Raw genomic sequence first — 23,351 nt, 5'->3', positions numbered from 1 at the left:
TCATCACTGAACGGCCTGGTATTGGATCTTGTACTGGCTCATCCCAACCCACGTGACCTTTGGTAGGGGTCACCACTAGGAGAGGAGGCGCCATGCCAACTATTACTCTTCCCGACGGCAGTCAACGTTCATTCGATCATGCGGTTTCCGTAGCCGATGTCGCCGCATCCATTGGTGCTGGCCTGGCCAAGGCCACCGTGGCCGGCAAGGTCGACGGCAAGCTGGTCGATGCCAGCGACCTGATCACCACCGATGCCAGCCTGCAGATCATCACGCCCAAGGACCAAGAGGGGCTGGAGATCATTCGCCACTCTTGCGCTCACCTGATTGGCCACGCGGTCAAGCAGCTGTATCCGACCGCGAAAATGGTGATCGGCCCGGTCATCGAAGAAGGCTTCTATTACGACATCGCCTATGAGCGTCCTTTCACGCCGGACGACCTGGCGGCGATCGAGCAGCGTATGCATCAGCTGATCGAAAAAGATTACGACGTGATCAAGAAAGTCACGCCGCGCGCCGAAGTGATCGACGTGTTCACCGCCCGTGGCGAAGACTACAAGCTGCGCCTGGTGGAAGACATGCCGGACGAGCAGGCCATGGGCCTGTACTACCACGAAGAATATGTCGACATGTGCCGTGGCCCGCACGTGCCGAACACGCGCTTCCTCAAGTCGTTCAAGCTGACCAAGCTGTCCGGCGCCTATTGGCGTGGCGATGCAAAGAACGAGCAACTGCAGCGCATCTACGGTACTGCCTGGGCTGACAAGAAGCAGCTGGCTGCCTACATCCAGCGCATCGAAGAAGCCGAGAAGCGCGACCACCGTAAGATCGGCAAGCGCCTGAACCTGTTCCACCTCCAGGAAGAAGCGCCGGGCATGGTGTTCTGGCACCCGAACGGCTGGACCCTGTACCAGGTGCTTGAGCAGTACATGCGCAAGGTTCAGCGCGACAACGGCTACCTGGAGATCAAGACTCCGCAGGTTGTTGACCGTAGCCTGTGGGAGAAATCCGGGCACTGGGCCAACTACGCCGACAACATGTTCACCACCCAGTCGGAAAACCGCGACTACGCCATCAAGCCCATGAACTGCCCATGCCACGTGCAGGTGTTCAACCAGGGCCTGAAAAGCTACCGCGAGTTGCCGATGCGCCTGGCCGAGTTTGGTGCCTGCCACCGCAATGAGCCATCGGGTGCGTTGCACGGCATCATGCGTGTACGCGGCTTCACCCAGGACGATGCCCACATCTTCTGCACCGAAGAGCAGATGCAGGCCGAGTCTGCTGCGTTCATCAAGCTGACCATGGATGTCTACCGCGATTTCGGCTTTACCGAAGTCGAAATGAAGCTGTCCACTCGTCCGGAAAAGCGCGTCGGTTCCGACGAGCTGTGGGATCGCGCCGAATCGGCACTGGCCGCAGCGCTTGACAGTGCGGGCCTTGCGTACGACCTGCAGCCGGGGGAGGGTGCTTTCTACGGTCCGAAGATCGAGTTCTCGTTGAAAGATTGCCTTGGTCGTGTCTGGCAGTGTGGTACCCTGCAGCTCGATTTTAACCTGCCGATCCGTCTGGGCGCCGAATACGTGTCCGAAGACAACAGTCGCAAACACCCGGTTATGCTGCACCGGGCGATCCTCGGTTCGTTCGAGCGGTTCGTCGGGATCCTGATCGAGCACTACGAGGGTGCATTCCCTGCGTGGCTGGCTCCGACCCAGGCAGTGATCATGAATATCACTGATAAACAGGCAGATTTTGCCGCTGAAGTTGAAAAAACTCTCAACGAAAGCGGGTTTCGTGCCAAGTCCGACTTGAGAAATGAAAAGATCGGCTTTAAAATCCGCGAGCATACTTTGCTCAAGGTTCCCTATCTTTTGGTTATCGGAGATCGGGAAGTCGAGATGCAGACTGTCGCTGTGCGTACTCGTGAAGGTGCTGACCTGGGCTCGATGCCCGTCGCCCAGTTCGCTGAGTTCCTCGCGCAAGCGGTTTCCCGGCGTGGTCGCCCAGATTCGGAGTAATTATTATTAAGCGTGAAATGAGACAAGATAAACGAGCTGCACCGAAAGCCCCGATCAACGAGAATATCTCGGCACGCGAGGTTCGGTTAATTGGCGCTGACGGCGAGCAGATTGGCATCGTCTCGATTGATGAAGCGCTTCGTATCGCTGAAGAGTCCAAGTTGGACCTGGTGGAAATCTCCGCCGACGCAGTCCCGCCTGTTTGCCGGGTGATGGACTACGGCAAGTCGATCTTCGAAAAGAAGAAGCAGATTGCTGCGGCGAAGAAGAACCAAAAGCAGATTCAAGTAAAAGAAATCAAGTTTCGTCCAGGGACGGAGGAAGGGGATTACCAGGTAAAACTGCGCAACCTGGTACGTTTCCTGAGTGATGGGGACAGGGCCAAGGTATCCTTGCGATTCCGCGGCCGTGAGATGGCCCACCAGGAGCTGGGGATGGAACTCCTCAAGCGGGTTGAAGCTGACCTGCTGGAGTACGGTTCCGTCGAGCAGCATCCTAAGATGGAAGGACGCCAGCTGATCATGGTCATCGCCCCGAAAAAGAAGAAGTAATCAACAGGGCACGGCAGGCCTTCTGATTATGTTTATCAACTGAATGCGGAGTATCCGAACATGCCAAAGATGAAGACTAAAAGTGGTGCTGCTAAGCGGTTTCTGAAAACTGCTAACGGTATCAAGCACAAGCACGCTTTCAAGAGCCACATCCTGACCAAAATGTCGACCAAGCGTAAGCGTCAACTGCGCGGTAGCAGCTTGCTGCATCCGTCTGACGTGGCAAAAGTCGAGCGCATGCTGCGCCTTCGTTAATTTTTGGATCAAGAATAGAGGAAGTAACTCATGGCTCGTGTAAAGCGTGGCGTCATTGCCCGTAAACGTCACAAAAAAATTCTGAAACTTGCTAAAGGCTACTACGGCGCGCGTTCACGCGTATTCCGTGTTGCCAAGCAAGCGGTAATCAAGGCAGGCCAATACGCCTACCGTGACCGTCGTCAGAAAAAACGTCAGTTCCGCGCTCTGTGGATCGCTCGTATCAACGCTGGTGCACGTGTTAACGGTCTGTCCTACAGCCGTTTCATCGCTGGCCTGAAAAAAGCGTCCATCGAGATCGACCGTAAGGTTCTGGCTGATCTGGCAGTGAACGAAAAAGCGGTGTTTGCCGCGATTGTCGAGAAAGCTAAAGCCACCTTGGCTTAAGTACCCCCGACAGTCATTCTGGGTTGCTCCTGCAGCCCAGGGTGGTAAACGTCATAAATAGGGGAAGAGCCTTCAAGCTCTTCCCCTATTTTGTATCTGGAGTCTGTACATGGAAAACCTGGACGCGCTCGTCGCTCAAGCTCTTGAGGCTGTGCAAAGCGCTGAAGATATCAATGCCCTGGAGCAAATCCGGGTTCACTACCTTGGCAAAAAGGGTGAATTGACTCAGGTGATGAAGACCCTGGGGAATTTGCCGGCTGAAGAGCGTCCGCAAGTCGGTGCGCTGATCAACGTCGCCAAGGAGCGTGTCACAGAGGTTCTCAATGCGCGCAAGGCGACGATGGAGGAGGCCGATCTCGCGGCCAAACTCGCCGCCGAGTCCATTGACGTAACCCTGCCTGGCCGTGGCCAGGCCTCGGGCGGCCTGCATCCGATCACCCGGACTCTGGAACGTATCGAGCAGTTCTTCACCCACATTGGCTACGGCATTGCCGAGGGCCCTGAGGTCGAAGACGACTATCACAACTTCGAGGCGCTCAACATCCCTGGCCACCACCCGGCCCGGTCGATGCACGACACCTTTTATTTCAACGCGAACATGCTGTTGCGCACCCATACCTCGCCGGTACAGGTCCGCACCATGGAAGCGAACAAGCCGCCGATCCGCATCGTCTGCCCAGGCCGTGTGTACCGCAGCGACTCCGATATCACCCACTCGCCGATGTTCCACCAGGTCGAAGGCCTGCTGGTTGATCGCGACATCAACTTCGCCGACCTCAAGGGCACCATCGAAGAGTTTCTTCGCGTGTTCTTCGAGAAAGAGCTGGCGGTGCGTTTCCGTCCATCGTTCTTCCCGTTCACCGAGCCATCCGCTGAAGTGGATATGGAATGCGTGATGTGCAGCGGCAAAGGCTGCCGTGTGTGCAAGCAAACCGGCTGGCTGGAAGTGATGGGCTGCGGCATGGTTCACCCGAACGTGCTGCGCATGTCCGGGATCGACCCGGAAGAATTCTCGGGCTTTGCCTTCGGCATGGGCGTTGAGCGTCTGGCCATGCTGCGTTACGGCGTGAACGACTTGCGTCTGTTCTTCGACAACGACTTGCGGTTCCTCGCGCAATTTCGCTAGTCGTAACGAACCTTTAGGAGAGCAGGATGAAATTCAGTGAACAATGGCTGCGTGGCTGGGTAAGCCCGCAGGTAGGTCGCGACGAGCTGGTCGCTCGTCTGTCGATGGCCGGCCTTGAGGTCGATAGCGTTACCCCGGCCGCCGGTGTTTTCAGCGGTGTGGTAGTGGGCGAGGTGCTGAGCACCGAGCAACACCCCGATGCCGACAAGTTGCGTGTGTGTCAGGTCAGCAATGGCGCGGAAACCTTCCAGGTCGTGTGCGGAGCGCCCAACGTGCGCCCGGGCCTGAAAATCCCGTTCGCCATGATCGGTGCCGAGTTGCCAGGCGACTTCAAGATCAAGAAAGCCAAGCTGCGTGGCGTTGAGTCCAACGGCATGCTGTGCTCTCAGGCCGAGCTGCAAGTGGGCGAGGGCAATGATGGTCTGATGGAGCTGCCGGCCGATGCGCCCGTGGGCCAGGACATCCGCGTTTACCTGGAACTGGAAGATGCCAGTATCGAGGTCGACCTGACCCCGAACCGCGGCGACTGCCTGTCCCTGGCCGGCTTGGCCCGTGAAGTGGGCGCGCTGTACAACGCCCCGGTCACCCGCCCGGTCGTTGCGGCCGTGCCTGCGGTGCACGACGAAGTGCGCCCGATTGAAGTGCTGGCGCCAAACGCCTGCCCACGTTACCTGGGTCGTGTGATCCGTAACGTCGACCTGTCCAGGCCAACCCCGCTGTGGATGGTTGAACGTCTGCGTCGCGCCGACGTGCGCAGCATCGATGCGGCCGTCGACATCACCAACTACGTGATGCTGGAGCTGGGTCAGCCGCTGCACGCTTTCGATCTCGCCGAAATCAACGGTGGCATCCGCGTGCGCATGGCCGAAGAAGGCGAGAAGCTGGTGCTGCTCGACGGCCAGGAAGTCAGCCTGCGCGCCGACACCCTGGTGATCGCCGACCATTCCCGTGCCCTGGCGATTGCCGGTGTCATGGGGGGCGAGCACAGCGGTGTGTCCGACACCACTCGCGACATTTTCCTTGAGAGCGCGTTCTTCGACCAGATCGCCATCGCTGGCAAGGCCCGCTCCTACGGCCTGCACACCGATGCGTCGCACCGCTATGAGCGTGGCGTGGACTGGAAGCTGGCCCGTGAAGCCATGGAGCGCGCCACTGGCCTGCTGCTGGAAATCACCGGTGGCGAAGCCGGCCCGATCACTGAAACCGTCAGCGAGCAGCACCTGCCGTCCGTTGCGCCGATCACCCTGCGCGCCAAGAGCGTAGAGCAGATGCTCGGCCTGGTGATCGAGCCGGCTGAAATCGAGCAACTGTTGTCCGCCCTCGGCCTGGGTATCACTGCCGGCGGGGAAGGGCAGTGGCACGTTGAAGTGCCAAGCCATCGCTTCGATATCAGCCTGGAAGTCGACCTGATCGAAGAACTGGCCCGCCTGTATGGCTACAACCGCCTGCCGGTTCGTTACCCGCAAGCACGTCTGGCACCGCAACCCAAGGCCGAAGCGCGTGCGCACCTGCCTGAGCTGCGTCGCCTGCTGGTCGCCCGTGGTTACCAGGAAGCGGTGACCTACAGCTTCATCGATCCCAAGCAGTTCGAACTGTTCAACCCGGGCGTCGAGCCGCTGTTGCTGGCCAACCCGATCTCCAATGACATGGCTGCGATGCGTTCGTCGCTGTGGCCAGGCTTGGTGAAGGCCCTGTCCCACAACCTGAACCGTCAGCAAGACCGCGTGCGCATGTTCGAAAGCGGCCTGCGTTTTGTCGGTCAACTGGACGGCCTGAAGCAAGAGCCGATGCTGGCGGGCTTGGTGTGCGGCAGCCGCCTGCCGGAAGGCTGGGCGCAAGGTCGCGATGCGGTGGACTTCTTCGACGTCAAGGCAGACGTGGAAGCGGTGCTGGGCTTCGCCGGTGCCTTGGATGCCTTTACTTTCCTGCCTGGCAGCCACCCGGCGTTGCACCCTGGCCAGACTGCGCGTATCGAGCGTGAAGGTCGTTTGGTGGGCTTTGTCGGCGCCATTCACCCTGAGCTGTCGAAAACCCTCGGCCTGGACCGCCCGGTCTTCGTTTTTGAGCTAGTCTTGGCTGAAGTCGCGTCGGGCAAGATGCCTAAATTCAGCGAGTTGTCGCGCTTCCCTGAAGTGCGTCGTGACCTCGCGCTGATTGCCGACCGTGAAGTGGCCGCCACTGCCGTTCTGGATGTAATCCGTGAAAATGCAGGGGAATGGCTGACAGACCTCAGGCTATTTGACGTCTATCAGGGTAAAGGCATTGATCCGCATAGAAAAAGCCTTGCAGTTGGCTTGACCTGGCAGCATCCATCGCGCACTCTTAATGACGATGAGGTGAATACCACGACACAAAATATCCTCACCTCGCTCGAACAAAGGTTGAACGCCACGTTAAGGAAGTGACGTATGGGGGCTTTGACGAAAGCTGAGATGGCGGAACGTCTGTACGAAGAGCTGGGTCTGAACAAGCGCGAGGCCAAGGAATTGGTCGAGCTGTTTTTTGAAGAGATCCGACACGCTCTGGAAGACAACGAACAGGTCAAATTGTCCGGTTTCGGCAATTTTGACCTGCGGGACAAACGCCAGCGGCCTGGCCGCAATCCAAAAACGGGAGAAGAAATCCCGATCACGGCTCGCCGTGTGGTCACCTTTCGTCCAGGGCAGAAGTTGAAGGCCCGAGTTGAGGCTTATGCTGGAACCAAGTCATAACGACGAGCTACCCGTCATCCCAGGCAAACGCTACTTCACCATTGGTGAAGTCAGCGAGCTCTGTGCGGTCAAGCCGCACGTGCTGCGCTATTGGGAGCAGGAGTTTCCTCAACTCAACCCCGTCAAACGCACCGGGAACCGTCGGTATTATCAGCGCCAGGATGTGCTGATGATCCGACAGATCCGTGCGTTGCTGTACGACCAGGGGTTCACCATCAGCGGCGCGCGTCAGCGTATGTCCGGTGATGAAGCCAAAGACGACACCACCCAATACAAGCAACTGATCCGCCAGATGATCTCCGAACTCGAAGATGTGCTGGTGGTGCTGAAAAAATAATTTCAGCTTTTAAAATACTTCCACATTTCAAAAGCTTGCGGTATATTCCGGTTCGCTTCGTCAAGAAGCGAACCCAGTAACACGCCTAGTCGGGGCGTAGCGCAGTCCGGTAGCGCACTAGCATGGGGTGCTAGGGGTCGAGTGTTCGAATCACTCCGTCCCGACCATATAAATCAAGGGGTTGCGAGATTTTATCTCGCGACCCCTTTTTATTTTAAGGCGTTTTTACCCCTACAAAACGACTGGCTCTCGGTGGAGCCTTGGTCGCGCGTAGTTTCTGGAAAGGCTGAAAAAGGGGGGGCGCGTAGGAAATCCCACTCGAGGTTCGCCCCAGGTCCGAACGTTTTGCTGTAAATCGATCAGGCACTCAAAGAACAGGTGGCCGACGCACTGAATAGCACCTCGGATAAGATCTGTTCTGCGCAACTCACAGTTCACCGAACTGTAGCGAGGAGGGTAAGTAACTTTGGGTTTACGCTTATAGAGCTTTGGATGTTCGTTGATCAGCGCTGGAATGATTTCGCTCTGCAGTCCCAGTGACTGAACTTGGGGCTGCGGGGCTTTGGGGCTGAAACAGTCTCCGGACGAACGCCCGAAAGCGGCCGTTCATGAATGACCGCTATTGGCTGTGGATTCAACCGGTCGATGCAACAAATTGGCTCCCTAAAACATGACAGGGGGATTCGGCGCGCGCGGGAAATTCAGTGCGAGCGGCGCAGTTACGGTTCAATTCGGCACCTTACTCCTTTGATGCTAAAGAAACGAAGGTTGGTTGTTGAGGACCAGTGAAACTCGACTTGATAGTCGACGACCCCCGGCACCCACCAGTCGCGCAATTGATTGACCGGCCCGTCTTTGTCGATATTGACGTTCCTGAATGGAAACAATGGGCGATTCGCGGGTAGCGCCACATCAACTGACGACGCCTCGCTTCCATCGCTCCTGAAGTAGGCTTGTGGTGTCTCGACACGCTGTTCGTGCGATATCGTGATGCTGAGATCGTGTGATCGCCACTCGCTGTCATTCGTGAGGATGGCCCGCCGGCCGTTGAGGCCGTTGTCGTTTGTGAAGTCGTGTTCCGCAAGCAGGAGTTCTGAGATGAGTTGCTCGACGGTAAGCGAGCTGGCGGCCAATTCAATGGACTCGTTCTGATAAACATCGACCACCGCTTCGATTGACAGTGGATCCGTGTTCGAAAGCTGTTCGCTGCTCATCCCGAACTCCGGAGCAAAAATGCGCCCCGGTGCAGCGCTGCCCGCAGTCATCGAGTTACGGGTTTGCAGCGCTTCAACCTGGTAACTGCGCCATACGGGTAGCTCCGCAAGAACGATCAGGACCAACGTACGTGCGGCCGCGTCTGCGTCATTGCGCAGTAAATGGGCTGTCACCCCTCCCTCCTTGTGCGGCCACTCGTTGCGGACAATATCAATGTCAATTGTGTTGAATGTCGATGCAGTCTTGAAATTGAGTGTGAGCCACTTCTCGCTTTCCTGTAGCGACGGAATTGTTGCAGGCAGAGCACTTTTACTCATCTGTATGAAGATGTCAGGTGATATTGCGAGATCGAAATCGTCCTTGGCTCTGTTGAAATCGACGGTGTCCGATAGCCGTTTGGCGAAATCGCTTTCGGCCTTCTGGGCCATGTTGGAGTTTTCAGGCTGATCCGGCATTACGGCGTCGAGATTGATTCGCAGGGAATCGCTGTTCAGGCTTTCCATAAGCGTCTCTTCGTCGCCTTCGATCGTTATGATGAGGGCGACCATCGGATCGTCGAGACGATTGCTCAGCGGGGCAGGGGATGAGGAGCCGATCCAGCGGTACGCGTTGTTCTCATCCTTGTCTTTATCCTCCAGTCGGCCGTGCTTAAGCGCCGTGAGACCGAATAGTTTGGTCCTGTCGAGATTGGTCCAGCCTTGCACTTCTTCAATCTTGATCGGGAGCGCCGCTAGCAGCTGAGGCATCTCGACTCGTTTTCGCGACGCCAGGAAAATGGAAGGCTGGGTAGCTGCTCCCATGACCCCATTCGGGATCGTGCATCGCGCGATGGGAATCGCAACGGTCGGTGAATCTTTATCAAATTGGCCGATCGACTTGTCGATGATAGCTTCGAAGGTTTGAAGCACCGGCACGGCCACTGTGAATTCATCGTCATAGCGGCGATCAGACAAGGGTTCGAGAAAGCCGAACTGCTCGACAGTTGGGGAAAAACTTTCTGACACAGAAAGTGTGACCTGATCCTCGACGGCTGCAGTAGGGCCATCCTCTTTCGCGATCTGCCTGGAAGCCGACATTCGAAAGAAACTTGCGGGCAGTATTTTGTCAGCCGCTTCATCACCCGCGAGGCAGGAGTAGAGATAGGCTTTGGAGTCAAAAAATACGCTTGGATCGCGTTTGAAGTCCATTGCGATATGCGCGACCAACTGGCCCCGGACAACACCGCCGGTCGCCGTTGCTCGTGCCAGATCGATAATGGCTGTTGGAAAAATCGGCTTGCCCTGGGCGTCAGCGCAAGCCGGATCGTGCATCGGCCACGCCAGCGCGGCGAGATTGTCCATAAGTGCCGAATAGCCGTGAGCATCCTGTCCGTAGTCATAAAGCGTCTTGAAGTATTGCGACCAGTTTGACGCCGTGTTGGTCCCCGCGAGCTCTATGTTGCTGCAGTTGATCAGGCATCCAACCCACTGCAGGTAACGACGGTACATCGTGTCGGTTTTCGCGCCAAAGAGGGTATGAAACTGGAGTGGCCGGAATCCGATCGGCATCAACGTGATTTCCGCTTTGCCGGGTGCCGGGTCGACCGGCCCCTCGGGCACGATCCAGTCGTCAACGTCTACAGCCTCTTGCGGCAAGAGCCTGGTATCAGCGCTACTCGCCGCGCTTCCGCCGAGAAGACTGCGAAAAACCCGAGTTTCGGCCGTTTCCGAGCTGTCTGCATCGATGCCATCCGATCGATTCTTGAGATGGCCGAGCCAGTCTGCGAACCCTGCTTTGATCCGCGAATCATCCGGGTCCGTTGTATCGATGTTGCGCACCAAGCGACCTTCATGATCGTAAGTCTCGTCCAGTGGCAACGGTTCACCGTCATCTTTCGTTGTCACAAGACGCACCAGAGTCCAGGAAGATGGCCCCCCGGCGGGAGTCTTCTTCGCCGGCCGCTCGATTTCGAGCCGGAACTCGACCGCGTTTGAAAGCCGGTAGATGCGGTTCGCGTCACCGCTACGACTCAGTACCACCTGGACTTCCAGATCATCTTCCGGGATGGCGTTGTTGGGAATGCTGTAGACCCTGGAGAGTTTGCTCTGCACCGCTGTCTTGATGTCATGAACGAATTGTCCACGCGCCACCGGCTGGAGGGCGTCTCCCAACCTGAACTTGCCCTCCGGGCCAAGACCGGAACGGAAATCGTAGCGGGCGAGGTGAGGGGCGAGAAGAATTTTGTCCGCCGCGCAAAGCTCGGCCACCGCATTCCAGGCCTCGACAAAAAGTGCTTGTCGATCAGTGTTCGCGCCGACGCTATTCACTTTCAAAAAGCGTTGTCTGAAAATCAGCGTGGCGACCTCGTCATCCGTGTATGGCTCGGTTGTCGGGCTCGAGAATTTTACCGTCAGGAACTTGAGCGCTTCCTGACTCGTGCCGCTTTCAACCTTGGTGCGGACAGTCGTGGCCATGTTGATGGGGAAGTCGAGCGGGCGCGCAACGTCAAGGTCTGGAAGCATGACCTGCGCCGCACCGGAGATGTCGTCGTGTCCGTCCAGCTCCGGCCCGAGTACGTGGGCAAGGCGCGGTGACAGGGTGTAGGCCGTAGACTGCGATGATGCGCGGTCATACAGCACCTTGAAATGGTCAGGAATCGAAGGGAGATCCAATTCCTTTCCATCGGTGGCCATCGCACTGGCCGCCGTCGCAAACTGATAGGTGTGCAATCGGCACTTCGCGTTCGCAATGTCCTCTTGGTAGACGGGATAGAGGTTCCCTCGGCCGGTCAGATCCTCAATCGGTTCGCTTGAAACACGGCCGGCAAGCCGCAAATTGACGAAGCTCACAAGATCGTCCTGGAACTCATCGGACGGCGTGACCGTTTCTATCGCCTCGTGTTTGTCGTGGATGAGTGGATAAGTGACCTTTGCCACGGCCTCGACACGGCTTGACGATTGTGCGAAATGGAAAGTGATGTCCCCCGCCAATCCGATCGACGGAATCAGGTACTTTCGTTCATCCTCCGGCACCTGCGTGACAAGCCGGAGACGATGAAATTCCTCCTTGTTGTTCGATCCTCCGGGAGGTACCGGATATCGAGTTTCCCAATAGGGCGGATCAGCAGAACGCTGCTGTGCGGTCAGTCGTATGGATCTGCCGATAAGTAACGTGACCCCGTTGCCGTTTAAGTCGGCGTCTGTTTTTGGCTTTACAAAGAACACAAGTGTCGGCAATGCATCGCCGTCGATAGCATCCCAAGGCAGCTTCCCCCAGAAGACAAATTGGGGCTTTGCGCCCAAAGGAAGGTCGTTCTCGTCCTCCCAGCGAACCTCATTGGTGAAGAACTGATGTAGCCTCGTCTGTTGCGCGGCCCAACCAAGGCCTTGTATGACGCGATCCAGTTCCGCGAGGAAATCGGCACGATCCTCGGCATGGGGTACCAGCCGCATGAGCGCGAAACCACTCGGGCCAGCTTTCTTTGGGAAACCGCGATAGAGGCGTAGCCGGCATTGCAGCGCAACAAATGGCTGGAACTCCAACAGAGCCGGAATCACCGAGAGCCCGGACGCAGTTGATGGTGTGCGAGCGCTCAACTTGTCCGGCAAACGGACATCGACCCTCAAGCGCCGGACATCAGCCAGAGACAGGTCATTCTCGGGCATCCCGGGCGCAGCTTCGCGGCGGCGCACGAAACATTCACCGGCGGCGCGATAGGGAAACGTCATAAGCCCGTCGTTTACGTAGATACGCCTGGCAAGGTCCGGCATCCAGTTCAGCTCTACCTTGCCGGGATACTGTGTATCGAGAGCGGCGAAGAAGCTTGCGATGCTGTCCTGCCCTGGTGTAACGAGGGCCGAAAAACGGAACTCCTTCAATGCCACACCAGCGCTTTCGAGCGTGATCTTGAGGTCGGTGACGGTTTTCAGCTTCGCGAGGTCGGATCGTGACCCCAGGCGTAATGTATGGCCAAGCAGGCTATGAAGGCTCGCAGCCGTTAACCCTTGACGCGGTGCAGTAATAGGAATGATGGCTGTGTCTGTAGATACTCCCGCGATCATTGCATCAGTCGCGAGAAATGTCCGTCCGAGTGTCTGAGCGCGCATCATTTCGTCGGCAAGGGTCGCAAGCGGCGCATTCTCGCTCAAAGCATCCTTGAGACTCTCGACGTAACCATAGGCAAACGGTTTCCCCTGTTCCGGAGGCCGAGGGGGTTCGGACTTGATCTGGTTCTCTCCTTCGCCGTCGACACCAGGTTTGTTCAGTTGCCACAGCTCGTCGGGATCGACGACGCTCAGGCGTTGCGATCGCTGAACAATGTCGATTTCCGACCACGCACCGCCGTCGTATTGAATTGCAACCTTTATGTCCACATCGCTGGGAAACGTAACTGGCTGGAAGCGTGCGGGAGGGTGGGGCACTACCACTTCCGAGACCATCTTGTAGTCGACGCCATTGCCGGTATGGCCGGCGACGATCCAGTCCTTGAAGTCTTCTTCGAAGGCATCGGGATGGTTGACGTCGCCAATGATCACATGCGGCCGGAAAGAGAGCCACAACCCGCCGCGGGCAGGGCTCCCCCAGTCGGCAAAGAAGAGGTCTGAGGCGATCAGAAGAAGAGGGCGGCTCATTTATTACCTCAGTACGAGGCGATGCCTGAATGGCATCGAGATTGAAGTGCTGATGCCGCGGCAAACTTTGAACCAGCCTGAGCCGATACAAGCACTTGCTGACGCGCGAGCGGAAAGCATGAAGTCGAGCTGTAAGGCGACATCGTTGACTCTGGGGAGGTTGACGTTTTCCGGATCTAATCCCCAGAGAATGGTCGCGCGCGCTTCCGCCTGAGCAATCACGGAGACATGCGCCGAGATGATCCACCAGCGCAGAGATCCATGACCTTCTACAAGAATGCCGACTGCGCCGACGAGCCGAAGCCCTTCGAGAGCTTTGTTGTCAAGGTTGAGCACCACGGCGCCTTCGGCGACGACGTAAATCCCCGCTCTCACCCAGACTTCGAAAATCCCACCGCCGAAGCTTGCTCCCAGACCCGCCTGCAGCGCGTAGCCGCCGGCGAAAATGAGGTGCTTGTCGTTAGTGTGGACGACTGTTGTCTTGCGATATCTAACGTAGAGGCCGCCAGAACCCTGAAACGGCGTACAGATCGCCCCGAAGGTCCGGTTCCATGCACGTATACCGTTGGGTGTCATCCACGGGAAACCGACGTCGAGTACAAAGCTGCCATTCGCTGCGATCTCAACCGACACCACACCGCCCATGAAGCGAAACGACCCCGTCTGGACCGCCGGCACCGTAAAGGAAACGATGAAGCTGTCTTCCTCGGGTCGCTCGCGCTTCAAATAGAGGCAGGAAATCGCGAATGGGTAGCCGAACCATTCATCGAACAGCGTGCCGCGCAACATCAGGCCGTAGAAAGCGCGATCCTGGAACAGGAATTTGCCGTCCAGAAGACCTTTCAGAACCGAAAAACCGGCGGCGAATAACCAAGGCTCCGCATTCTGATTGATGTCGAGCGGGAAGATACTTTCGTCTTGTATCGATTTCGCAATGCTGGTTCTGGTTTCGTCCGAAGTGCTCCATTTGCTGGTATCGGTGTCAATGCTGATCAAATCCTTCGCGAGCGTTTTATCCAGCGTCAAATTGTTACCGATGAGCAACCAGGAGAAGTCCAGGAAATTGTTCCCCGGCGGAGGAGGCTTTGCCGTTCCATCCAGGGGGTTGCCGAAGAAGCAGACAAATCCACGGCGTCCGGTTTTTGGTACCGAGAAGAAGGCAAGCGTGAGATCCGAGAGGATAGTTTTATCCAGAATCTTCAGTTCGACGCCTTCCATGATGATCCAAGGCGTTTCGGTGCCGTCCTTGTAGGTTTTCTTCTCGAGTGCCAGCTTCGTGATATGCAGTTCGATAATGCGGGCGAGATCCAGATGGAAATTATCGAAGCCGGCGGCGGAGAGTCCGATCTTCAAAGCGTTGGGTGAAAAGCTGAAATCGGAACCCGACAGCAACTGTCCAAGGCCGAGCGAGAAGTCGAGGTTCAGTTTGTCGAAAAGCTTGCCTGCCAGCTCCGGCAGGTCGGCGGCGGTGAGGCGGATATCGACGAGAAAGATGCGCTTTGAGGGAACATTCCAATCCTTCAGAACCAATGTCTTTTCCCATCCAAACTTGTTTTCCCAATCCACGCCGATGCTGCGGATCTTGAGGGCAAGCTGCGGCAGGTTGAACAACTGAAAATGCGGAACGTTGACGTCGAGCTTGATGGCGGGGTAGCTGATCCGTAGCCAGCTGAGGTCCAGGCTCATTGTTTCGGGCAGGCCGATTCCCAGCTTCTCGAATGAGATCCGGCCGTTGCCGCTCGAGCCGACATTGAAGAAATCGTTGAATTTTGGATCAAGATCAAGCTTGCCGAGCTTGATGTCTCCATCGAAATCGATCCGCGCTCCTTTTCCCGGGTCGTAAACGACTTCGGAACCTTTGAACCAAATTTGCTCAATGAGGCCAGGCGGGTTGCGTGGTTCAAGAAGTGCGATCTCTTGTTCGATCTCGCCACTGAAACGGATACGCGGCTCCCCCTCGTTCCTCGGAGGGACTTCCAGGCGTCCACGCAGCTTGACACTGTTCCAATCTTTGGGCTGCCCCTTATGTTTGGGGTGCTGCATACCGAAGACACTCTGGAAAGAAAGCGTTGCTCCGGCATCGAAGCGTACGAGCCGACTGTCGCGCCACAAAGCGTCGACAAAATCGAACCTGTAGGTCGTCTCGTCGTCATCGTCCTTCAGGACAGGCAGTTTCGGATCCTCTTGGTTCTGGTACCAGACCCGTCCGTTAAGACTGGTACCGTTCTCATCGCCTGACTTCGACGGTGTAAGGGCGAGGTAGCGGAAGCGGAGAGTAGGGGGGATGCCAGGAGGGGGAGCGGGCAGCAACGACCGAATGACTGGATGGTCGGAAAAAATGAAATCCAGGTTGAAGAGGATGAGTCCGAGCCAGGCCTTGGCTTTGATGGGTTGATCGACCACGTCGTTCAGAAAGTCTGCTGAACGCCCTTGAATTTCGAGATCGCGAACTGGCTTGAGACCAAGGCTTTCGCGCTCGAAAATTTCTTTAAGCGAGTAGCGTTCACTGAGTTTCAACACGGCGAGCGGAAGATCGGTTGCGGGCTCATCGTGAGCCACCGGCATTTCGAATTTCAACTCAGGGAAACGGTGCGAGTCTGGTGCAAGGGGTGTGGCTGGTGGGTGGATTGTGAAGTCGGCAGTGCCTGATTTTCGGAGAATCAGGTAGTCGGGCGCTTTTCCCGCCGGAATTTTTACCTCAACCTTGAACAAGCCGTAGTCGCGAATGACCTCATAGGGTGCGGGCTGCAAACCGTCTGCCTGAACATTCACGGACGCGACCGCGACTATTACCGCGGAGTGTGTTTCTGGCGCAAAGAGCTGCGTCAGCGTCATCCTTTGTACTCCGCCCGCCGGACTCTCGATTAGCGAGGTATCGTGCCTGGCAGAACCCAGCTGATGCGACAACGTGGCGGCGCGAGCATTTAGGTGGGCGTAGTGCAGTTGGCGGACATCGTTCGTTCTGGTTACCGCGTGCCGGGCGAGATTGTCCGCAATTAAAGCGAGGCCGATCTTGCCGCCTGCGAACTTCCAGACGTCTACACATTCAGAACCCGCCGTGTAAGCATCGCCCGCCTTGGGATGTTCAAGACAGGTATCGAACTCGATCCACGGCAAAGTGACATCGCGCAGCATCCGCAATGCAATAGGCGGAAACACTGCGCCGGGGAAAGCGTGGGATTGCGTTTCATGCTCACAGCAGAGATGGGCGACTCCTTTCGACTCTACGCGTGCCTTGGCGAGTAAACCGTGAACCGCCCCGCACGCCAGCTTGACGCGAACACCTTTCTCGGCGGGAAGTGACGCCGCGACCAGCAATGAGCCAATCTGCTTGTTTTGATGCAGCCTGGCCGACAAGGACAGCGGCTGACTCAGTTCTACTTCGATCGGTTTGTTGTTTGCCGACAAAAGCCCGAACAGTGTCATCGTCGGGCCACCGGCTCCGCCTGATCCGGCCAAGGTGGTGGCCGACAAAATCGTGCCGCTGCCGTTGCGCTCCAGATCGGTGATCAGCCGATAGTTATCCGCCCGAATCGGAACCCATACTGGATTTTCGGCAGACACAGCGGCTGCCCGGTCGTGGATATCCGCATTGAGCGGCAACCCGAACTTGGCCGGCTGCGAATCGAACTCGAGTTGCAATGTTCCGATGGTGGCTGACAGATCGAGAGTATGCGCGCGAGAGATATGCCTGCGCTCGAACAACCAGGCTGTTATACCGTCCGGACGCTTGGCGACGATCCCTGTCTGCGCGGCACAGAAATTTTCTTCCAGCTGGATGCACATCGCGCCGAGGTTGGGCACGGCTCGGCCCTTCTCCAGACTTATCTCCAAGGGTAGTTCGCTGGACTGCAGGATGTGGGTTGCCGCCGAGCCAAAGCTTTGCCCGATCCAGCCCCCCTTCACGGTAACTGCATTCTTTGCCGTCGCATTGCCTGCGAGTTGCAGCGGGGGGACGAAGAGCGAAAGAGTGCCGCTTCCCTGGCCATTTTGTTCGATCGTTAGGCGACTGATAGATTCCGGAACGCCATCCTCGAGACGCCAGGTAACACCGTTTTTCACAACACGCATCGTGGCGCGCATGATGATCTTTATGGACGAGGCTTCGACCTTGAGTTCGAGGTCGGTTTTGAGTTTTTTATCGGCGATGTGCACGGCCCAAGCGTTAACCGTGAGGCCGTGAATCGCAGGGGGGCTGACCGTTCCGTCCTGCTCGACGGTGAGATCGAGGCCGAGAAGTGAAATAGTTGACATAGAACTCCTTTCCCCGCCCGTGCGTTATTGAGCCCAGAAGGAACCAAGGATCTGTTTGCGATGACCTACAAGCAGGACGTCGCGGTGTGCAAGTAGCACGCGTTCCGGGCAAGAGTTCATCTCTGCGCAGAGATTGGTTGCGTCGACCAGCCTGCCGCCGGGCGCCGCTGTCGCGCCAGAACGAAGCTCGATTGAGTAATAACCGTCGGGGCTCACTGTCGATTTATCGCTCCCTCTCAAAGTGATGAGTCCGTCAGCGGTAGCGTTGCTTTCGTTGCCCTTCATCGCAAAATTGGATTGTTCTCGCCAGAGGCCAACAATCTCCACTCCGAACATGCGCTCTATGTCCGCGACCGTGGTGCATGGCGGGACAAAACGTACTCCCTCCTCACGGCTCAAACGAACGGCGATACTTAGCTCAATGTTATTGCGCGCGCGCGCAGGCGCCGAAAGCGTGTACTTCATAAATTCGCTTCCCTGTTTTGCATCGATGACACCCACTTGATCGGCGTAAAACCAGTCGTCCGATCCAATGGCAATGGCGCGACTACCGTCTTTTCCAGGGGGGAGTGTCACATGCAGGGTCCGGCTCGCAAGGCCGTTTCCTATCGTAGGATCTTGCTCATCGGCGGAGCAGAACACACGCTTTGCGAGTTGAGACGTGGTTCTCTTCGGGATACCGCTCTTTTCTACAAACTGATAGTCGACACGCATCTTTTCCAGAAATGGTTTGAGAATACGGGTGGTATATATTCCTGGCGCAGTCTTCACTCGACTGGAATAGGATTCGCTGTCGTTGCCATACATGAGCTGCCACGTGCCCGGATCATCGCGATCCTGTTCGGACATCGAGAGCAACGTTGTCATGAAGAAGGCATTTTCGCGCCCAAGAGCGAGGCCGTCGGCCATCGCTCCATCCACATCAGGCACCGTGTAGGTGTACGACGAAGGGAGGGTTTGTTGCTCTACTTTTTCGTTGCCGGAGGGGAGGGCAATTGAGTCGAGGCGGATCCTCATCCCGGCTCCAACATCAAGCTGACAGGAGCGCGCTGATTCCTGATTGTCGGGGTTCCAACAGTTCTTGTCGTTCAAACCCAGATAAGCGATGCGCTGATTCAGTGCATCCACTCCACCAGTAAGTCTTGCTGTGCATCCGGTCAAAGCCATTGCCATGACCACAGCAAAAAGAACTCCGTTCTTCATTATCGCCTCCGTTCCAACTCAGGAAATGTTCGCCACCATCGTTTCTCTAAATAGCGGGCAAGCTTCGGTCAGGCTGTTATTGACGTCTGTATAAACCGACCAAGAACGGCAGGTCGTTTTCTAACGGCGAAATACGGATGAAATTGCTCTGTTGGGTTTGTTCTTTCTAGCGCAGCGCAATATTAAAAAGTAAGTGACGATGCCAATCCTTGTCTGTAAATCTATGCCAATGTGCTTTGCAATCCAGTTCGAGGACTGCACTTATCAGATGTAAACCAGACCTGGCCCTATAAAACGTCAGATGCGTCCCACCTAAATGACGCCCCGACTGGCGTAGGTAACACTATCGCGAGAAGCTTGGTCCCAGGCCCAGTTTACCGTCTTGTTGAATCCGGCATTCGCCGGGTCATTGAGCTTGCCCCAGTAGGCAAACGGGTACTTTCCGTGTGCGAGGGGGGAGCCTGCTACAACAACCACAACGTGTCCGTTACCCGTCTCCTTCCGCGCTCCGATCACGAACTCGCCTCTTGCGGCAGCTGTAGCAGCTCTTTGTCCAGCCTGAGCATCCGATCCCAATTCTGTCCAGCCATTGGCTGAGGTCAACTGACCGACAATGTCATTGGCCTGTCCGGTCAATGTGATTGCAAATTCCTGAGCTACTGCCTTGGCGAAACCTGAGCAATCGGAAGCGTTTTCAGGGATTTTCAAAAGCTTCTCGCAGCTTTGCTTGATTCGGTCTGTGCTTGAGATGGTGGTGAAGAACTCGGTAGTAGAATGAAGGGAGCGCGGACTCATGGTCGGGACAAATGGTTGCCTCCCCCCATTTCGGTAGTTGTGTGCGGACAAATCCCTCAATGAAATCGGTACCCGCATAGCCAATTCCCACAACACCGAAGAACATCTCGGCAGAGATATTGACAGCGGCGCTTGCTTGGAAACCAGTTATGGTGAGAATGCCGATGCCGCCAGCGATCGCCCCAATAAAGAGACTGAAGATTAAACGAGAAACGTCCAGCCCTTCCGAGCGAAGTGTCGTTCCTTCTGCCGCTGCTTCATCGCTCGCCTTCTTGAGGCCGACGATCGTGCGTAGCCCTTGCCCAAATGCGCCGGCAATGACACCGATCACGATAAGCTGCAAAAGCTCATATCCATCCATGGCTTTTTCCTCTCATCCTTAATATTTGGTAGATGGTAGACGAACCTTTCGATTGGTCAAAAAAAGACCTACCAGAGATGGTTTGAAGTAACCATGTATTTAGGCCGACTTGATCCATCAAGCGATTCTGAAAGAGTAGAATCCACCGTAACGCGCCGACACACCGCTCGATTCTGTGTTTCAAGCCGATGCAAGCACCTCCTAGCAGCCATGCCCCAGCATCGGTTCGGAATAGTCCTCCGGTAATGTTCCGACGCCACTCAGTCCGGGGTGTTGTTCCTAGATTTGTGGACGACTGGCCGCCTTAGGTTGGTTTCAATCGGTTCCAAGAGGCAGCTATTGGCCGACTCTGTTGAAAAAGTCGGATTTTCGGCTTGCTTGAACTCAGGCACGCCAACCACTGGAGAACCTTGTAGACCGGTGGTAATCCGTCGTCGGTGCTGAATTCACTTGCCCCGCGACCCATCCACACCCCTTATCACTTGCACAAAAACGGCACCAGAGTACGCTTCAATCGGATCCAAAGGAGGGATTGCGGTGCCGAATTTTTTTGTTGAGCAAGCGGGGACGCTGGATCTGTTTCAACAGCAGCGCACTCCCAATCATGGATTCAGACCTGGACAGTTGGGTGCGTTGCACGCCGTTTTGGCGCATTTCTCCGTACAGGACGACCCTGCCATCGTCTGTTTACCCACAGGCTATGGAAAGACCTCCTTGATGATGGCGCTTCCCATGCTGCTGGGGCCGGCGCGTGTACTGATAGTGGAACCTTCAAGCGCCTTGAGAAAACAGGTGCATTCGCATATTTCAGTTATGTCCACGCTCCGTCGGATTGGTGCGCTGGCTGAAGATTGTCCGCTTCCCGACGTGCACCTGCATATCGGCCGTCCTCAGTCCCTTGAAGAATGGCAATCGCTTCGAACCTACGACGTCGTCGTTTCGACACCTTCAAGCTCATCACCCGACCTAGCCCTCGGTGCGCCCCCGGATCTCTTCGATCTTGTGATTTTCGATGAAGCGCATCATGCCCCGGCCGATTCCTGGATGGCCTATGTCGAACACTTCGCAAATGCCCGGTTTTTGTTTCTCACTGCAACGCCCTTTCGACGAGATGGGCGCGTCATTCCAGGGAAGCTCGTTTATCGATATCCGGTAATGCGGGCTGTCGATGAGGGGGCCTTTGAGCCAATTAACTTCTGTGCGGCGCCGATCGAGGACGAACTCGATGATGAACACGTTGATCAAGCCATAGCTCGGGCGGCTGTTCAGCAGCTTAACGAGGACAGGGAAAACGGTTTCGATCATAGGCTGTTTATACGCGCAGGGACTATCAAGGCCGCGCAGGATCTAGTGCCGCTCTATCGAGGCCTGGGCATAGCGGTCGAGGCCATTAGCAGCAAACTTACGAAGCGTCAGCAGGAGGCGATTGAGGAAAGGCTGATCACCGGTACGCTGGCAGCGATCGTTTGCGTGGACATGTTCGGGGAGGGTTATGACTTTCCGAAACTCAAGGTGGCGGCGCTCCATGCTCCCCACCAGTCTCTGGTGCCCACAATTCAATTCATTGGACGTTTCGCCCGTGTGGACGAAACTACAGGCCCGCCAACGCTGATTGCACCAACTTTCCGTATCAAGGAGGCAACAGCGTCTCTTCTCAAGGAAGGCGTAAATCTTGCGCAGATGATTGATGAAGCTGCGATCGCTCAACTGGCGGGATCTCTGGAGGAGCAGGAGTTTATGGAAAGGCTCCCCGTGAGGAAGATTGCCGAATCTGACTATGAATCCGTCTCGCCACTGTCCTTTAATTTGTATGCCCATGTACGTGTTTTCGAGTGTGACGAGCCACCGAATCTTGGGCTCCTTGACTCCTCGATTGGGCGGCATTTGCGGATTGTGAAGCAGTGGGGAACCCAAGATGGGACAATCTCGTTGGTTTTGACGGCAGACGAGACGTCTCCCAATTGGGCCATCTCTGATGCTCTGATTGATGTGCGTCACGACGTGTTTCTCTTGATGTTTTTCGAGGCGGCAAAGCTCTGCTACATAGGGTCGACCCGTCGAACGGAAAAGCTTTACCTCAGCATCATGGACACGATTTCTCCCGGTGGCTGCAGACCGCTCAGCTACCAACAGACCAGCAGGGCGCGCGCGGGCTTGGAGGAGGTCAAGTTTTACAACGTTGGGCTGAAGAACACGACGTTCAACTCGCAGGGAGAGACTTATCGAACCCTCACTGGCCCCCAGGCGGAGAGGGCGGTGACAGCCGGCGACAGTCGAGTCTTCTCCCAAGGACACTTCTTCGGCTGCGGTATGAATGGGCAGGTCAAGGAAACGATTGGCGCAAGCAGCAGTTCCCGGATCTGGAGCAATCAGCGCCTCTCGATCCTTGATTTCGTTGAGTGGGTGCAAACCCTGAACGGACGCCTCTCCGGTAATGCACCGTTTAGCGCAACCCAGTTAGACATCGTGCGCTCTAGCAAGCCTTTGAGTCGGTTACCAGATGTGGTCATAGCGGCGAACTGGCCTAAAAGTGGATTCAAAAACAACCCGAAAGTCCGCTTTCGGGCTGCCGCCCAGCAGCGCGTTCAATATTCGAGACTGGTTGAGTGGGACATCCAGAACTTTCAGTGCGACGTACAGGCGGGGCAACTAGCCTTTTCGCTGGTTAGCGCCTTCGGCGTGGTGCCAATGCGATTTCACTTGGCAAACGCACGGATGGTGACGTGTCTGGATCCTGACGTCTCCATCGAGATCGAGTCTGCCCACGATTCCTGGGTTGCAATGGCGGACTGGCTCTGCGAACACAGTCCAGTGTTCTACGCCGCCGACAAATCATCCTTTGAGGGAATGAATTTGATGGCCGCACCGTTGCTGCAAACCGAACGTTTGGCCCCTGGCGATGCAGAGATAATCGATTGGAGGGGCTGTGGTATACACATCGAATTCCTACCCCAGGATCAATCCCCCGAGACGTTGCGAAAGCGAGCCCAGCTCGCCGGAAACCTGACCGTGCAGGAGCACCTAGAGCGACACCTGGTCAACTTGCCGGATGTTCAAGGACTCTTCTATGACCACAGGGCGGGGGAGGCCGCCGATTATATCTGCGTCACCAAGAATGCTGAGGATGAGGTCAACGTCAGCTTCTACCACTGCAAAGGTGCGGGTGGGCCACCAAGTGGAGGCCGTGTGGGCGATGTCTACGAGGTGGCAGGACAGTTGGTCAAGTCGGTCTATTACTGCAACGTGCCGACGATTGTTCAGCACATGGAGGATAGGATGCTTCCAAGACACACATCACCCTCCTACTTTGTTCGCGGCAATAGAGCCGACGTTACTCAGCTGTTGAAAACTACACAGGCCACCAAGCTCACGTTTTCCGTGATCGGCGTTCAGCCTGGCATTCGCCGCTCGGCGATCAATGCTCACTTGAGTGATCTTATGGCGTTCTGTATCAGTTACGCGAGGCAGGGAGGGGCAGCGAAAGCTTACTGGCTGGTCAACGAACCAGAGAATTGATTCACGAAGCGGCTG

The 23,351-nt window shown here is 56.3% G+C and carries 14 protein-coding genes and 1 tRNA gene; 10 read left to right on the top strand and 5 right to left on the bottom strand.

Annotation, left to right across the window (positions count from 1 at the left end; genetic code table 11):
• Positions 1–92 precede the first annotated feature (92 nt).
• The 9 genes from thrS to M2394_RS19055 all read left to right on the top strand — a co-directional run bounded on the left by thrS (position 93) and on the right by M2394_RS19055 (position 7,549).
• Complete coding sequence (thrS, locus tag M2394_RS19095) at positions 93–2,015, top strand: threonine--tRNA ligase (protein WP_178925176.1); 1,923 nt, start codon at positions 93–95, stop codon at positions 2,013–2,015.
• Entirely contained in the window at positions 2,015–2,566 is a 552-nt protein-coding gene (infC, locus tag M2394_RS19090; RefSeq protein WP_169850653.1) for a translation initiation factor IF-3, read from the top strand. Before thrS ends, infC begins: the two co-directional genes overlap by 1 nt.
• A 60-nt stretch (positions 2,567–2,626) precedes the next feature.
• Complete coding sequence (gene rpmI, locus M2394_RS19085; protein WP_002553160.1) at positions 2,627–2,821, top strand: 50S ribosomal protein L35; 195 nt, start codon at positions 2,627–2,629, stop codon at positions 2,819–2,821.
• Positions 2,822–2,851: 30 nt separating this feature from the next.
• Positions 2,852–3,208 (top strand): 50S ribosomal protein L20, encoded by a 357-nt coding sequence (rplT, locus tag M2394_RS19080; protein WP_007913489.1) that lies wholly within the window; start codon positions 2,852–2,854, stop codon positions 3,206–3,208.
• A 109-nt stretch (positions 3,209–3,317) separates the two neighbouring features.
• On the top strand, positions 3,318–4,334 hold the full coding sequence (gene pheS / locus M2394_RS19075) for a phenylalanine--tRNA ligase subunit alpha (protein WP_017737822.1): 1,017 nt from the start codon (positions 3,318–3,320) through the stop codon (positions 4,332–4,334).
• 26 nt (positions 4,335–4,360) lie between these two features.
• Positions 4,361–6,739, top strand: a complete 2,379-nt coding sequence (gene pheT, locus M2394_RS19070) for a phenylalanine--tRNA ligase subunit beta (protein ID WP_259173548.1) — start codon at positions 4,361–4,363, stop codon at positions 6,737–6,739.
• 3 nt (positions 6,740–6,742) lie between these two features.
• Positions 6,743–7,045, top strand: a complete 303-nt coding sequence (gene ihfA / locus M2394_RS19065) for an integration host factor subunit alpha (RefSeq protein ID WP_002553164.1) — start codon at positions 6,743–6,745, stop codon at positions 7,043–7,045.
• Positions 7,026–7,382 carry a MerR family transcriptional regulator gene (locus tag M2394_RS19060; protein ID WP_003174972.1) on the top strand — a complete coding sequence of 119 codons (357 nt, stop codon included), beginning with the start codon at positions 7,026–7,028 and terminating at the stop codon, positions 7,380–7,382. The genes ihfA and M2394_RS19060 overlap by 20 nt, the downstream gene beginning before the upstream one ends.
• A 90-nt stretch (positions 7,383–7,472) precedes the next feature.
• Positions 7,473–7,549, top strand: a tRNA-Pro gene (locus tag M2394_RS19055).
• Positions 7,550–8,101: 552 nt separating this feature from the next.
• On the opposite strand, the gene M2394_RS19050 is transcribed toward M2394_RS19055, so the two are convergent.
• From M2394_RS19050 to M2394_RS19030, 5 genes are all read right to left on the bottom strand, one after another.
• Positions 8,102–13,207: a hypothetical protein gene (locus M2394_RS19050; RefSeq protein ID WP_259173547.1), complete on the bottom strand. Its 5,106-nt coding sequence runs from the start codon at positions 13,205–13,207 to the stop codon at positions 8,102–8,104.
• A 3-nt stretch (positions 13,208–13,210) separates the two neighbouring features.
• Positions 13,211–17,461 carry a hypothetical protein gene (locus M2394_RS19045; protein ID WP_259173544.1) on the bottom strand — a complete coding sequence of 1,417 codons (4,251 nt, stop codon included), beginning with the start codon at positions 17,459–17,461 and terminating at the stop codon, positions 13,211–13,213.
• A gap of 24 nt (positions 17,462–17,485) precedes the next feature.
• Positions 17,486–18,664 carry a hypothetical protein gene (locus M2394_RS19040; protein ID WP_259173543.1) on the bottom strand — a complete coding sequence of 393 codons (1,179 nt, stop codon included), beginning with the start codon at positions 18,662–18,664 and terminating at the stop codon, positions 17,486–17,488.
• Positions 18,665–18,976: 312 nt separating this feature from the next.
• Positions 18,977–19,372 (bottom strand): hypothetical protein, encoded by a 396-nt coding sequence (locus tag M2394_RS19035; protein ID WP_259173540.1) that lies wholly within the window; start codon positions 19,370–19,372, stop codon positions 18,977–18,979.
• Positions 19,359–19,820 carry a hypothetical protein gene (locus M2394_RS19030; RefSeq protein WP_259173539.1) on the bottom strand — a complete coding sequence of 154 codons (462 nt, stop codon included), beginning with the start codon at positions 19,818–19,820 and terminating at the stop codon, positions 19,359–19,361. Before M2394_RS19030 ends, M2394_RS19035 begins: the two co-directional genes overlap by 14 nt.
• 537 nt (positions 19,821–20,357) lie before the next feature.
• Between M2394_RS19030 and M2394_RS19025 the strand changes: the two genes are divergently transcribed.
• Positions 20,358–23,336, top strand: coding sequence for a DEAD/DEAH box helicase (locus M2394_RS19025; protein WP_259173538.1), 2,979 nt, complete (start codon positions 20,358–20,360; stop codon positions 23,334–23,336).
• Positions 23,337–23,351: the final 15 nt, after the last annotated feature.

The organism is Pseudomonas sp. BIGb0164, assembly GCF_024810135.1.
Taxonomy (GTDB): domain Bacteria; phylum Pseudomonadota; class Gammaproteobacteria; order Pseudomonadales; family Pseudomonadaceae; genus Aquipseudomonas.
This window is presented reverse-complemented; position numbering and strand designations above follow the sequence as displayed.